The sequence below is a fragment of the Luteibacter sp. 9135 genome, assembly GCF_000745005.1.
GTDB lineage: Bacteria > Pseudomonadota > Gammaproteobacteria > Xanthomonadales > Rhodanobacteraceae > Luteibacter.
Window position 1 is genome coordinate 2721954 of the sequence record NZ_JQNB01000001.1, and the last position, 13740, is coordinate 2735693.

Genomic DNA, 13740 nt, shown 5'->3' on the forward strand with positions numbered 1-13740 from the left:
TCGATCAGACCAGCACGCGCTCCGCCCACAGCGACAGCGTACCCAGGGCGCCACCGATCACGGTGGCCGCCAGCACGTCGCTGGGGTAATGCAGCCCCAGCACCACGCGCGATGCGCCGACCAGCGCGGCGAAGCCGATCAGGAACGGTGCCAGCATCGGGTAGTGCGCCACCGCCACGACGGTGAACGACACGGCCTGCAGGGTGTGCCCCGAAGGAAAACTGAACTCGTCCAGGGGCGGTATATGCGCGATGACGCCGGGGCAGGTGCGGAACGGTCGCGGACGACGCGTCCAGCGCTTCAGCACGCGGTAGAGCATCAGCGCGGTAAGCCCGGTGACGGCCATCTGCAGCGCCACGGCCACGCCGTGCCAGCCGCCGACCAGGGCGATGACGCTCATCAGCGCGTACCAGAACACGCCGTCGCCCAGCCGGCTGACGGCACCGAAGAAGATCCCGATGGCCCGGCGTGCGCCCCACCGGTTGGCGGCGACGCACATGCGGCGGTCGAGGTTGGCCCTACGCGGCGACGGCGGTACGCGATGCATGGACGTTCTCCTCGGACAGGGATGTCATGATCAGTTCGAACTCCGCGATGACCGAGTCCGGGGACGAACCGGCCAACGATGCGCGTGCGGCGTTGCCCATGGAACGGCAGGCGAGCAGGTCCGCACCCAGCACCGCGGCGCGTTCGATCAGGCCGCCTTCGTTGCCCGGCGCCACGCGGATGCCGTTCTGCCCGTTGCGGATGAACTCCCGCGCGGCGGCTTCGGCGTAGGCGACCACTGGCGTCCCCGAGGCCATGGCTTCCAGCACCACGTTGCCGAAGGTTTCGGTGAGGCTGGGGAACACGAAAAGATCGGCACTGGCGTAGCACGCCGCCAGTTCGTCGCCACGGCGCGTGCCGGGGAAGACGATGTCCGGATGGGTGGCTTCCAGTGCGGCGCGGGCCGGACCGTCGCCGACCATCACGCAGCGCGCCGTCGGCACGCGTCGCTGCAGGGCACGATAGGCATCGACGACCACCTGTAGGTTCTTTTCCGGGGCGAGGCGGCCCACGCTGAGCATCACCGGCGCGTCGGGAGCGGCGCCCCAGGCGTCGCGGAGGCGGTCGTCGCGGCGGTCCGGGTGGAAGCGTTGCGTGTCCACCGCGCGACGCAGCACGCGCACGTCGTGCACGCCCAGGTCGTTCAGTTCGGCGGCCAGATGGCCGGTCGGCACCAGCGTGGCGTGCGCGCGGCGGTGGAAGCGAGCCAGGTACTGGCGTACCAGGGGCGTCAGCGCGCCGAAGCCGTAATGGCCGACGTAGAAATCGAAGCGGGTATGGAAGCCGGTGGCAACGGGGATGCCCAGGCGGCGCGCGGCACTGACCGCGCTCCAGCCCAGCGGGCCTTCCGTGGCCACGTAGATCGCGTCCGGGCGATCGGAGCGCCAGCGGCGTTCGAGGCGGAAGCGGGAGGGCAAGCCGAAGCGTAGGCTGTCGTAGCGGGGTACGGCGGCGGCTTCCACCGCCAGTACATCCATGCCGGCATCCGCCGAGGCCGGCGCATCCGGGTGGATCGGACGGATGAGGTCGACCGTATGGCCCCGCCGCAGCATGCCGCGGGCCAGCGACTGGACGGTCAGGGCAACCCCGTTCACGTCCGGTGCGTAGGTCTCGGTAACGATGCCGAGTCGCATGGCGGTGCCCCTTGTGTCCTGAGCCTGAGCCATCCTTGCGTGCGGGCATGTCGCGGGCATGATGGCCAGATGACCGCGCGGTTACGACGCGCGCCAGGCGTATCGGTTAAAATCCCGGTCTTGTCAGCCCGATGATCCCCACGATGACCGTCCGCACCCGATTCGCTCCCAGCCCCACGGGCTACCTCCACATCGGCGGTGCCCGCACCGCGTTGTATTGCTGGCTGGAATCGCGTCGCCGCGGCGGGGAATTCGTGCTGCGCATCGAGGACACCGACCGCGAGCGCTCCACCCAGGAGGCCGTGCAGGCCATCCTCGACGGCATGCAGTGGCTGGGCCTCGGCCACGACGAAGGTCCGTACTACCAGACCCAGCGCATGGATCGCTATCGCGAGGTGGCCGACCAGCTGCTGCGCGAGGGCAAGGCGTATTACGCCTACGAAACCAAGGAAGCGATCGAGGCCATGCGCAACGCCGCCATGGAGGCGGGCGTCAAGCCGCGTTACAACGGCTATTACCGCGACCGTAACGAGCCGCTGCGCGACGACCCCAACCGCGTCATCCGTTTCAAGAACCCGTCCACGGGGTCGGTGGTGTTCGACGACAAGGTCAAGGGTCGCATCGAGTGGTCCAACGAAGAACTGGACGATCTGGTCATCTTCCGTTCGGATGGTTTCCCGACTTACAACTTCGCCGTGGTGGTCGACGACATCGACATGGGTATCACCGAGGTGATCCGCGGCGACGACCACGTCAACAACACGCCGCGCCAGATCAACATCTACAAGGCGCTGGGCGCACCCGTGCCCGAGTTCGCCCACCTGCCCATGATCCTCGGCCCGGACGGGCAGAAGCTGTCCAAGCGCCACGGCGCGGTAAGCGTCATGCAGTACCGCGACGACGGCTTCCTGCCGCACGCGCTGCTCAATTACCTGGTCCGGCTGGGCTGGTCGCACGGCGACCAGGAAATCTTCTCCGTCGACGACATGAAAACGCTGTTCGACGTGGCCGACGTCAACAAGGCCGCGTCGCGTTTCGATGTCACCAAGCTGTCATGGCTGAACCAGCATTACCTCAAGCACGACGACCCCGCCACGCTAGGTCCCGAGTTGGCCTGGCACCTGGCGAAGATCGGCATCGACGCCTCGCAGGGTCCGAGCCCCGCGGATGTCGTGGTGGCGTTGCGCGATCGCGTGCAGACCTTCAAGGAAATGGCCGAGCGCGCAAAGATCTGGTACGGCCCGATCGTGGCGTGGGATGACAAGGCGGTCGAAAAACACCTGCGCACCGATACCGCGGTGGCGGCACTCGAACAGGCCAGGGCCGAACTTGCCGCGCTTGCCGAGTGGACGCCCGAAGCGGTGCATGGCGCCGTCGAGCGTGTGGCCGCCGCGCTGGAATTGGGCATGGGCAAGGTGGCCGCGCCGCTGCGCGTGGCCATGACCGGCACCCAGGTCTCGCCGTCGATCGAGCACACCATCTACCTGGCGGGCCGCGACGGCGCGCTGTCACGGATCGACGAGGCGTGCGCCCGCGCCCGTGGATGAACTGCTCGCCCGGGCGATGCAGGGCGTCGACCCCGACGCCCCCGGTGCGTTTCTGGCGATCTTCGCCAACCTTATGCGGCTGGTGCCATGGGGCGAACTGATCCTGTGGCAGGTCGTGTTCATCGTGGTCGGTGCCGCGCTCGGCTGGTGGCGCGGTCGCCTCGTCGCCGGTATCGTCGCCGCGCTGGTGCTGGGCCCCTTCGGCTGGGTGGTGCCGTTCCTTCCTCGCAAGCCGCCACGCTTGCCGCCGCCGCTCCCAGGGTCGAAAAAGCGCTGAACGGCCCGCATGTTAGGATGACGCACACGAGGATATCGATGTGACCACGCCCGCAGTCCATAAACACGCCCACGACCACCACGACGATGCCCGCGGCTTCGTCGCGGCGGTCGAGCAGGCGTCGATCCAGCGCGGCCTGCGCCTCACGCCCCTGCGGCGCGAGGTGCTCGAACTGGTCGCCGGCGCGGGCAAGCCGATCAAGGCCTACGACCTGCTGGATCGCCTGCGCGAGAAACACGGCAACGCGGCGCCGCCCACGGTCTATCGCGCGCTCGATTTCCTGCTGGAAAACAGCTTCATCCACAAGCTGGAGTCGATCAACGCCTATGTGTCCTGCCACCATCCGGCGGAAGCGCACCAGGTGCCGTTCCTCATCTGCGACAAGTGCCACTGCGCGCAGGAAGTCTGCGACGAACGCGTTGCCGAACTGATCGAGGCGCAGGCCCGAGCGCTGGGTTTTCGGCCACAGGCGCAGACGCTCGAAGTCCACGGCATCTGCAAGAACTGCCGCTAGAAACCCTATCGCGCACATCGTGCGCTCCTACGCCACGTTAGGGCTCCGGCGCAAAAAAAACGGGGCGTCGCATCACTGCGATGCCCCGTTCCGTTTCCGACCGGGCCGGGAGGGGGGCGTCCGGGTCGGTCACTCAGAAGAACGCGCGCACGCCCACCGAGATGTTGCGACCGGGCATGGGTGCCACGTCCTTGAACAACGAGGTGGCGGGGCGCGCCGTCTGGTTGGTCAGGTTGTTGCCGTCGACGAAGGCTTCCCACTGGCTGCGATCGTCGTTGACGAAGGTCCACGCAACGTGCGCGTTGACCAGGGTGTAGCCCGCCGTATCCGTTTCGAACGCGGCGATCTTGTCCTGTTTCATGTAGCGCACCGCGCCCAGGCTGGCGCGCAGGCTATCGGCGCTCCAGCTCAGCGTGGAACCCAACCGGCCGGCGGGGATGCGCGGCACGTTGCCTGCGCCATCTGACAACGTGGCGCGTACCGTGTCGCCGAACACGCGCAGGTCCCAGTTGCCCGACGTGCCCTTGGCCAGGTGGAAGGTCGCTTCCGCCTCCGCGCCGCGGAAGGTCGCATCGTTCTGCGACCAGATACGCACGGGCAGATCGTCTTGCACTTCACCGGTGTCGGCCAGGTAGATGAAGTTCTTGTACTTGTTGTAGTACACCGCCACCTTGCCCTCGACCGCATCGCCATGGAAATGCAGGCCCAGTTCCGCCTGGTTCGATTTTTCCTTGTTGAGGTCGCTGCCGATCTCGAACGTATTGGATGCGGCGTGCGGGCCGTTGGCGAAGAGTTCTTCCTCCGACGGCGCGCGTTCGGCGTGATCGAGGTTGAGCGACAGGTGCCATTGATCCGCGAAGCGCCAGGCGGCACCGGCCGAGAAGCTGTTGGGGCTGTAGTTGCGCTTCGCGCCGTTGTCGGGCTCGACGTCCTGCTTGTCGTGGCGCGCACCCAGTTCCACTTTCACCGGTCCGAATTCGCGCTGCTCGGTAAGGAAGACGCCCGCGCCCTTGGTCGTCGTCGGCGGCACGAAGGTTTCCTCGCCCACCGCGGAAAACCGGCGATGTTGCGTCTGTACGCCAAACGCGCCGTTCCAGCCGGCGAATTCCTCGTGCGTGACGACCAGGCGGCCCTGGTTGCTGTTGGTCGTGAACGTGGTGCCCGGCGTGTCGCCTTCGTATTCCACGTGCTGGTAGGCGCCATGCCCCAGGTTGAACTCGACCCTGGCGATGCCGTCGATGGGCTGGACCAGGCCGCCCTTCAGGCTGTAGTTGGTCTGCGCCATCTTGATGTGTACCGGGTCCTCGCCCTCGGCCGCATCGCCGGGTTCGGCGGGGCTGCCGTAGAGGTCCATGAAGCGCGACACCGACACGCCCACATAGCCCCACGAGCCGAGTACCGACGCACCGACGGCACCGGAGGTGGTCTTCACCGCGCTGTTGGCCAGCGTGCCGCCGGGGATGTCGTAATCCTCGTTGTCGCGATGCATGCCGTCCACGTGGATCGCGAAGGTATCGTTACCCGCGTCGAGGCGGAGCAGGCCGGTCTTGCCGTCGGAGACGGAATCGTGGCGCAACTCCGCGCGGCCGGCGAAGCCGTTGTCGGGTGCCTTCTCGGGCACGCGACCGTCGACGACGTTGACCACGCCGCCGATGGCGCCGGAGCCGTAGAGGAGGGTGGCCGGGCCCTTGAGCACCTCGATCTGGTCGGCCAGGAACGGCTCCAGGGTGACCGCGTGATCCTGGCTGACGTTCGAAACATCCTGCGAGGACAGGCCGTTCTCCAGTACCGCGACGCGCGGGCCATCCAGACCGCGGATGATCGGACGACCCACGGCGGTGCCCAGGGCCGAACTCTGCACGCCCGGAATGGCCGACACCGTCTCGCCCAGCGACACGGCCTTCGCGTCGTCGAGGGCGGAGCCCGCCAGTACCGCCACGGGCGCGACGATCTGGTCCGCGCTCTGGCCCAGCGGCACGGCGTTCACCACGATGGCGTCCAGCTTGTCGGCGTTCTTGCGCGACTTGCCTTGGCCCTCTTTGGGTGAGGCGGGGGCGGTGGCATCCTGCGGCGCATCTTCGGCCATGGCGGGAACGGCGCTACCGAACGTGGTGGCGAGCGTCAGGGCGAGAAGGGTTCGGCGCATCGGGAGGTCACTCCATGGTGTGTTCTGAGATGTTATAAAGTATCATCATTTGCCTGGACCTGTGCAAGAAGTCACGCTATGCATCCCATGACCGACCTTCGCCTCGATTCCGACGATGCCGCCACGCCCCGCCGCTGGTGGCATGTGGCCGATCGTTTCGGCGCCACGGCGTCGTTCCTGTGCGCGATCCACTGCGCGGCCATGCCGTTCGTGATTGCGCTGCTGCCCGTGCTGGGCCTGTCGTTCCTGGCGGATCACCGCTTCGAAGCAGGCTTCGTCGGCTTCGCCTGCGTGCTGGCGACGCTGGCGCTGGTCTCCGGTTACCGGCGGCATCGCCGCCGCCTGCCGCTGATACTGGCGGTACCCGGGCTCGTCCTGCTGGTGGCGGGCGTCACTGTGCTGCATGAGGGCTCGCTGCTGGTGCATAGCGCGCTGGTGACCTGCGGGGGCCTGCTGGTGGCCTCGGCGCACTTCGTCAACCTGCGCGTCGACCACGGCGATCATGCGGGGCACATCCACGGGCCGTCCTGCGTCCACCCGTGATTGTGTAACCGCGGCCCCGGCGCCTAGCCTTCCGCCCATGTCACACGATCACGCCCATTCGCACGACCACGACCATGCCCACGCCGCCGGTGGCAGCGAGCGCAAGCTGCTGTTCGCCTTCGTCCTGACCACGATCATGCTCGTCGTCGAGGCGGCGGGCGGACTGGCCTCAGGCTCCCTGGCCCTGCTGGCCGATGCCGGCCATATGCTGGTGGATGCGCTGGCGTTGCTGCTGGCCTTCCTGGGCGCGCGCTTCGCCGCACGGCCGGCCGATGCCCGGCGCACCTACGGCTATGGCCGTATCGAGGTCCTGGCCGGCTTCGTCAACGCGCTGACCCAGTTCGCCCTGGTCGCCTTCATCGTGTACGAAGCGGTAATGCGTCTGTTCCATCCCGCGCCCATTCTTTCCGGCATCATGCTGGCAGTCGCGCTGGTCGGCCTGGCCGCCAATGTCATCGTGTTGCGCACCCTGCACGGCCACGACCCCGACGATGTCAACATCGCCGGCGCAAGCCTGCACGTGCTGGGCGACCTGCTGGGCTCGGTGGCGGCCGTCCTCGCCGCCCTGGCCGTGCGCTGGATGGACTGGAACTGGGCCGACCCGGTCCTTTCCATACTGGTCTCCCTGCTGATCCTGCGCAGCGCGTGGTCGCTGGTGCGACGTTCCGGGCACATCCTGCTGGAAGGCACGCCGGATGGGGTCGACCTGGCTGACGTGCAACGGCAGCTGATGGCGGCGGACCCGGCCATTGTCGACATCCACCACGTACACATCTGGCAGGTCACGTCGGGCTCGCGCATGGCAACCCTGCATGCGGGACTGGCCCCGGGCGCCGATGTCGGGCGGGTGCTGACCGCGATCAAGACGACCCTCAGCGAGCGCTGGCGCGTAGGCCACGCCACCGTTCAGGTGGATCCCGGCCACTGCCAGGACGACCTGGAAGGCTGTGGCCAGGACGGCGGCAGCCACGCCCACTGACCCTGCCGCCCAAGGGCGGTGCTTGCCATTTGCGCCGCCGCTGATACGATGGCCGGCCGATCCTCTTCATCATTCCGAATCAAGGAGTTTCCCATGGGCAAGGGCGACCGCCGCACCCGTCGCGGCAAGATCTACCGTTCCAGCTACGGCAATGCCCGTCCGCACGTCGACGTCGTCACCGGCGCCGCCGTGGCCAAGCCGGCTGCCGCTAAGCCGGCCGCCGCCGCTGCCAAGAAGGCCGCGCCGCGCAAGAAGGCGTAAAGCCTGCCTTGCGTGAGACGAGAAACCCCGCTTCGGCGGGGTTTTTCGTTGGTGGTGGTCGGGTCAGTGCCGACGATGCGGCAAGGCTTCGTACAGGGCCGTGGCTTCCTGGCGGCATGCGGCGGCTTCCGCGCGCAGCGAGGGCTCCTGTTCGGCGAGGAACGCATGCATGAGCGCGAACGAGCAGGCATCGTCCGCCTCGACGCCGGTGAGCGATCGCGCCCGCTGCAGCGCCGTGCGTGCCAGGGCCAGCGCATCCGAGGGGTCGGGTTCGGGCGGCCAGGGCGGTAGCAGGTCGACGGGCTCCGGCACCATGTGCAGCAGGGGCGTCTCGTAAGGCGAGGTGCGGTATATCCACGTGGGACGGGCCTGGGCGCCCGTTATGCCCTGGATAGGCATGACCGGGGTTTCCGCGAAGTGCACGGCGGCGGAGGGTGCTTCCTTGAGGCGCCGCGACCGGCGTAGGCGCCGGCGCCGGACCAGCGGCCTGGCTGCGGCCAGGCCCAGCAGGCCCAGGGCAATGGCTGCCGTGACCATCCCCGATCCGCTTTGCCACGGGAGACGCCTGGGTGTGGAGCCGACGCCCGGTGCAGCGGGCGCGCCCGCGGGGAGCGACGCGGTTTCGCGTGGACCGGGTGGCCGGTCGGGGTGTTCCATGGCGTCGAGCATGCGCGATACATCGCGCATCTGCCGGGCGCGGCGTGCACGCCGGTCGTCCGGGTCGTCGGCGCCGGCACAGCCCGTGAGCAGACAGACCAGCAGCGTGAGACAGGCGGCAGGCCGCAACATCGACGATCCTCGACAGCCAGGGTCGCCAACGCCCGGATGGGCGAAGGGACCGCGATGTTAGAGCGCGTCGCCCGTGCGATCGATGGAAGTTTTCGGAAAAATCGTCCGGATGTTGCCCGTGGCGGTCAGGCCCTGGGCGACGACACCCGCACGCCGGCGATCCAGCTTTCGCGCAGCAGCGTGCCGCCGATCCAGTAGCACAGCTCGGGAAGGTGCCTGACACGCCAGACCGCCAGGTCCGCGCGCTTGCCGGTTTCCAGGGTGCCGCGATCGTCCAGCCCGAGGGCACGGGCGCCGTGCACCGTCGCCCCGCGCAGGGCTTCCTCGGGCGTGAGGCGGAACAGCGTGCAGGCCATGCTCATCGCGAGGCGCAGCGACAGTAGCGGGGAGGTGCCGGGATTGAGATCGGTGGCCACCGCCATGGCCACGCCGTGTTCCCGAAAGCGGGCGATCGGCGGCGGGCGCGTGTCACGCAGCGCGTAGTACGCGCCCGGCAGCAGCACCGCCACGGTGCCGGCCGCGGCCATGGCGCGCACGCCCTCGTCGCTGGTCCACTCCAGGTGATCGGCGGACAGGCCGGCATAGCGGGCGACCAGGGCCGCGCCACCCAGGTCGGACAACTGCTCGGCATGCAGTTTCACCGGCAAGCCCAGGGCCGCGGCTCGGGCGAACACGCGCTCGGTTTCCGCATGCGTGAAACCGATACCCTCGCAGAAGGCATCCACGGCATCCACCAGGCCTTCGTCGGCCAGCGCGGGCAGCATGCTGTCGCAGACCAGCGCAACGTAGTCGTCGCGGCGGTCCGCATACTCCGGCGGCAGCGCGTGCAGGCCGAGGAAGGTGGTGCGCACGTCGATGCCCAGCGTCTCGCCGATGCGACGGGCGACGCGGAGCATGCGCCGCTCGGCATCGGGCGCCAGGCCATAGCCCGACTTGATTTCCAGGGTGGTCACGCCGTCGGCCAGCAGGGCCTGCGCACGGGGCAGCGACTGGCGCAGCAGTTCGTCCTCATCCGCGGCGCGTGTATCCCGCACGCTGGACACGATGCCGCCGCCCGCGCGGGCGATCTCCTCGTAGGTCGCGCCCTCCAGCCGTTGCTCGAACTCGCGGGAACGTTCGCCGCCGAAGACGAGATGCGTGTGGCAGTCGACCAGGCCGGGAGTGACCCAATGGCCGGGCAGCGATTCGACCCGATGGGCGAGCGCATGCGGGTCGCCGGGAAGCTCGGCACGTGGGCCCACGAACGTGATCACGCCGTCCCGCCAGCCGATCGCAGCGTCCTCCATGGCGCCATAGGCCGTGCCGGTCGGCGCCAGCGTGGCCAGGCCGACATCGAGCAGCAGGTAGTCCCAGCGATCCCCGTTGCTCATGGCGCGTGTCCCGGTTCCGTGGCCGGCGTCGGCTCACGCCGGGCGCGTTCGGCTTCGTACTGCACGATCAGGGCATCCGCCAGGGCCTTGTAGACCGGCACGCGGCAGACCAGGGCGGAGGCGCCGCGCGCCAGCAGGCAGGCGGCCATGATCGGCAGCGCCATCATGTGGTTGGCGGTCAGCTCCAGCGAGATCACCGTGGCCGTGAGCGGGGCCTGCGTCACGCCGGAGAGGTAGGCCGCCATGCCCAGCAGCACCACGGCCGAGGTGTCCGCGCCCGGGAGCAGGTGGGCGATGTTGCCACCCAGGCCAGCGCCGACGGCCAGCGCCGGCGAGAAGATGCCGCCGGGGATGCCTGCCCAGGACGAGGCGATGTTGCCGAGGAACTTGAGCACGCCGAACAGCGGGCCGGTGTCGCTGTGGCCCTGCAGGATGTCGCGCGCCTGGGCGTAGCCGGTGCCGTACAGGCCATTGGCGCTCAGCAGGCTCAGCAGCACCAGCGCCAGGCCGCAGGCGGCGGCGAACGCGATCGGCTGCCGTGCACGGAGCCGACCGACCACGCCGCGCAGGCCCAGGGTCGAGGGAATGATCAGGCGCGCGAACAGTCCGCCGGCCAGGCCACCGACGATGCCGGTGAGCAGTACGGCCAGCCACGCGCGACCGAGCGGAAGCGACGCGCTGATATCGCCGAAATAGGCATAGTTGCCCAGCACGCCCAGCGAGACCACGCCGGCGACGAAGACGGCGGTCAGCAGCGTGCCGCTCATCCGGTGCTCGAACGTGCCGGACATTTCCTCGATGGCGAACACGATGCCCGCCAGCGGCGTGTTGAACGCGGCGGCCAGGCCGGCGGCGGAGCCGGCGAGGATGAAGCGTCCCGCCGCGGTGGGATCGTCGAAACCGAAGCGGCGTCCCATCGAATAGAGCAGGCCGGCGCCCACGTGCACCGTGGGCCCCTCACGTCCGACCGACGCGCCGCCGAGCAGTGCCGCCAGCGTCAGCGCCATCTTGCCCAGCGCGACGCGCAGGGCCAGCAGGCGCGTGCGGAAGTCTTCGTCCTCCACTTTCAGCGCCGCGATGGCCTGCGGGATGCCCGAGCCCCGCGTCGCCTTCAGCGCGCCCTGGGTGAGCCAGCAGAGCAGGGCGAACATGGGCGGGGTGATCAGCAGCGGCACCCACCAGCCATGCGACGCCACGCTGTGGAAGAGTTCGAACGCGTAGTCCGCCGCCTTGGCGAAAAAGACTGCGGACAGGCCGACCACGATCGCGCCGGTCCAGAACAGCACGCGTCGCCGCCATTGCAGGGGGGAGAGCAGGTCGTGCTGGCGCAGCTTGCGCAGGCGCTGGAAGCGCGGGTGGTGCGGAGCGTCCGCGTCATCGTGGGGAGGCAGGTCGCTCACGGGGTCTCCGGCATGCGCGCCGACGGTGTCGCCTGGCGTTCGGGTGGAATGATCGGGGTCATCCGCACATTATGCGCCCGCGGGCCGGGCGGCCGACAGCACGCTGCCGGCCCGTGGCCGCGGCGTCGCCGCGAGATACCATGACGGGACATCTTTCGAGGATTGCCGCCATGTCGCATGCCACGCTTGCCGCCGACTACTTCTGGCACGACCGCGCGTGGCGCGCGGGAGGCGACGGTATCGCCGTGGCGAACGGGCGCTTCGCCGACGAAACGGCCGGCCCGCGGGAGCGCGTCGGCCGTTTCGTGCTCCCCGGCATGCCCAACCTGCACTCGCATGCCTTCCAGCGGGCGATGGCCGGCCTGGCCGAGCGGCGGGGCCCGGGCGAGGACAGCTTCTGGACCTGGCGCGAGACGATGTACGCCTTCGCCGAGGCGATCGATCCCGACGACATGAAGGCCATCGCGACCCAGGTCTACGTCGAGATGGTGAAGGCCGGTTATACCCAGGTCTGCGAGTTCCACTACCTGCACCACGGCCCGCGCGGCGTGCCCTACGCGGACCCCGCGGCGATGTCGCTGGCGCTCATCGAGGCGGCTCGCGATGCCGGCATCGGCCTGACACTGCTACCCGTGCTGTACATGACCGGCGGCTTCGACGGCCGTGCCCTCAACGAGCGCCAGCAGCGGTTCCGTCACGATGTCGGCCAGTATGTCGCCCTGCTGGAAAGCCTGGCGCCCTTGCAGGACGACATGCTGCGGATCGGCGTGGCGCTGCATTCGCTTCGGGCCGTACCCGAGGATGCGATGCGGACCTTGCTGGCCACCGGCGTATGCCGCGACATGCCCATCCATATCCACATCGCCGAGCAGATCGGCGAGGTGCAGGACTGCCTCGCGGCACGGGGCGCACGCCCCGTCGAGTGGTTGCTCGATCATGCCGAGGTAGATGCGCGGTGGACGCTGGTCCACGCCACGCACCTCACCCCGCACGAGACCGACCGCCTGGCGAAGACCGGCGCGGTCGCCGGCCTGTGCCCGACCACCGAGGCCAACCTGGGCGACGGCGTGTTCCCCTTGGGAGCGTTCATCGACGCGGGTGGCACGCTGGGTATCGGCTCGGATTCGCACATCTCCGTGTCGCCGGTGGAGGAACTGCGCTGGCTGGAGTACGGGCAGCGCCTCGTCACGCGGCATCGCAACGTCGCCGCCCGTCGTCCGGAAGAAAGCGTGGGCACCGTGTTGTGGCAGCGCGCGCTGGACGGCGGCGCGCAATCTGCTGCGGTGAACGTGGGCCGGCTGGCCCGCGGCTCGCGCGCCGATCTGCTCGTGCTGGACGATACCTCGCCCCTGCTGGCGGCCCGCGGCGAAGCCGACGTGATCGACAGTTTCCTGTTCGCCGGTAACACACCGCTGGTACGCGACGTCATGGTCGGCGGTCACTGGCGCGTACGCGACTTCGCGCACGTAGCCGAAGCGCGGGCGGCGGAGGCTTACCGTGGCGTCGTCGAGAGGCTGGCCGCCGCATGAGGCGCCGGCCCTGACGGGCACTTCAACCGGCCGTAGAGGCCTTCGGCCGACGGTTGGTCTTTCGCGGCCGCCTCCGGCGAGGCGTAGATGGACACGGCCAGGTCGCAACGGTTCTCGCGCAGCGTGAAGCGCACCGTGTCCATCCGCGAAGGCGGCTCGTCGTCGAGCCGGCAGGTGCTGTCCCCGGCCAGGCGCAAGGTCAGCCGGTCATCCTTGCTCTGGATCACCTCGAAGCGCGCGCCGGTACATCCGCGCCAGCTGAGCGCGTTCTTGCCCACACTCAGTAGCCGCAGGCCGGTGAAGGCGTTGCTGTAGGGCTCCCAGTCGCCGAGCAGCCACGCCGGCGCGGCCGCGGGCTGGGGGGCGGTGGAGAGCAGGGCGAGGGCAAGCAGGTTAAGCATGGGAAGACCTGTTTTTTGCGGACATCCAACGATACCCGCACACACGCCGGATGTAGGAGCGCACGACGTGCGCGATAGGCACGCCTCGGCGCACGATCTGGCAGGGATTGCGGGTTGTTGCAATGCGGCGGGGATCGTGGTTTATTCGGGGCATGAGCCGCTTCGCCGCCAATAACGCCAATACCAATAATACCCGGAACCTCGGGAGGGTCGGCGTGTAGGCGGTTGCAACTGAAACCACCGAATACATCGAAGGCCCGCCCTCACCAGGCGGGCCTTTTTTCGTTCTGTCGGTCCGTAGGTTT

At 68.8% G+C, this 13740-nt stretch carries 14 protein-coding genes; 7 read left to right on the forward strand and 7 right to left on the reverse strand.

Annotation, left to right across the window (positions count from 1 at the left end):
- Window positions 1-4: 4 nt before the first annotated feature.
- The gene (locus tag FA89_RS11715; protein ID WP_036140762.1) at window positions 5-547 is read right to left on the reverse strand and encodes a phosphatase PAP2 family protein; all 543 of its coding nucleotides are present in this window, start codon (window positions 545-547) and stop codon (window positions 5-7) included.
- A complete protein-coding gene (locus FA89_RS11720) occupies window positions 519-1679 on the reverse strand; it encodes a glycosyltransferase family 4 protein (RefSeq protein ID WP_036140763.1) in 1161 nt (386 codons plus the stop codon). The genes FA89_RS11715 and FA89_RS11720 overlap by 29 nt, the downstream gene beginning before the upstream one ends.
- A gap of 143 nt (window positions 1680-1822) precedes the next feature.
- Between FA89_RS11720 and gltX the strand changes: the two genes are divergently transcribed.
- From gltX to FA89_RS11735, 3 genes are read left to right on the forward strand one after another with little or no spacing between them, the layout of a single operon-like run.
- Complete coding sequence (gene gltX, locus FA89_RS11725; protein WP_036144194.1) at window positions 1823-3226, forward strand: glutamate--tRNA ligase; 1404 nt, start codon at window positions 1823-1825, stop codon at window positions 3224-3226.
- Window positions 3219-3503 carry a hypothetical protein gene (locus tag FA89_RS11730; RefSeq protein WP_036140764.1) on the forward strand — a complete coding sequence of 95 codons (285 nt, stop codon included), beginning with the start codon at window positions 3219-3221 and terminating at the stop codon, window positions 3501-3503. Before gltX ends, FA89_RS11730 begins: the two co-directional genes overlap by 8 nt.
- Window positions 3504-3537: 34 nt before the next feature.
- Window positions 3538-4017, forward strand: a complete 480-nt coding sequence (locus tag FA89_RS11735; protein ID WP_185754513.1) for a transcriptional repressor — start codon at window positions 3538-3540, stop codon at window positions 4015-4017.
- A gap of 133 nt (window positions 4018-4150) precedes the next feature.
- Here the strand turns inward: FA89_RS11735 and FA89_RS11740 are convergent, their stop codons facing one another.
- Window positions 4151-6163, reverse strand: coding sequence for a TonB-dependent receptor (locus tag FA89_RS11740; protein WP_036140766.1), 2013 nt, complete (start codon window positions 6161-6163; stop codon window positions 4151-4153).
- A gap of 87 nt (window positions 6164-6250) precedes the next feature.
- Here FA89_RS11740 and FA89_RS11745 point away from each other — a divergent pair, with 87 nt between their 5' ends.
- The 3 genes from FA89_RS11745 to FA89_RS19655 all read left to right on the forward strand — a co-directional run bounded on the left by FA89_RS11745 (window position 6251) and on the right by FA89_RS19655 (window position 7946).
- Complete coding sequence (locus FA89_RS11745; protein ID WP_051939094.1) at window positions 6251-6706, forward strand: MerC domain-containing protein; 456 nt, start codon at window positions 6251-6253, stop codon at window positions 6704-6706.
- Window positions 6707-6743: 37 nt separating this feature from the next.
- Window positions 6744-7685 carry a cation diffusion facilitator family transporter gene (locus FA89_RS11750; protein WP_036140767.1) on the forward strand — a complete coding sequence of 314 codons (942 nt, stop codon included), beginning with the start codon at window positions 6744-6746 and terminating at the stop codon, window positions 7683-7685.
- A gap of 93 nt (window positions 7686-7778) precedes the next feature.
- Window positions 7779-7946 carry a 30S ribosomal protein THX gene (locus tag FA89_RS19655; RefSeq protein WP_081916503.1) on the forward strand — a complete coding sequence of 56 codons (168 nt, stop codon included), beginning with the start codon at window positions 7779-7781 and terminating at the stop codon, window positions 7944-7946.
- A gap of 63 nt (window positions 7947-8009) precedes the next feature.
- Here FA89_RS19655 and FA89_RS11755 read toward each other — a convergent pair whose 3' ends face one another.
- The 3 genes from FA89_RS11755 to FA89_RS11765 form a co-directional block, all read right to left on the reverse strand.
- Entirely contained in the window at window positions 8010-8735 is a 726-nt protein-coding gene (locus tag FA89_RS11755) for a hypothetical protein (RefSeq protein ID WP_036140768.1), read from the reverse strand.
- 125 nt (window positions 8736-8860) lie between these two features.
- Complete coding sequence (hutI, locus tag FA89_RS11760) at window positions 8861-10105, reverse strand: imidazolonepropionase (protein ID WP_036140769.1); 1245 nt, start codon at window positions 10103-10105, stop codon at window positions 8861-8863.
- Entirely contained in the window at window positions 10102-11505 is a 1404-nt protein-coding gene (locus FA89_RS11765) for a chloride channel protein (RefSeq protein ID WP_441295039.1), read from the reverse strand. The genes hutI and FA89_RS11765 overlap by 4 nt, the downstream gene beginning before the upstream one ends.
- A 170-nt stretch (window positions 11506-11675) precedes the next feature.
- Here FA89_RS11765 and FA89_RS11770 point away from each other — a divergent pair, with 170 nt between their 5' ends.
- On the forward strand, window positions 11676-13034 hold the full coding sequence (locus FA89_RS11770; protein WP_081916505.1) for a formimidoylglutamate deiminase: 1359 nt from the start codon (window positions 11676-11678) through the stop codon (window positions 13032-13034).
- Here FA89_RS11770 and FA89_RS11775 read toward each other — a convergent pair.
- Window positions 12998-13435, reverse strand: a complete 438-nt coding sequence (locus FA89_RS11775) for a hypothetical protein (protein ID WP_036140771.1) — start codon at window positions 13433-13435, stop codon at window positions 12998-13000. The two genes, FA89_RS11770 and FA89_RS11775, sit on opposite strands and share 37 nt — an antisense overlap.
- Between the last annotated feature and the right edge of the window lie 305 nt (window positions 13436-13740).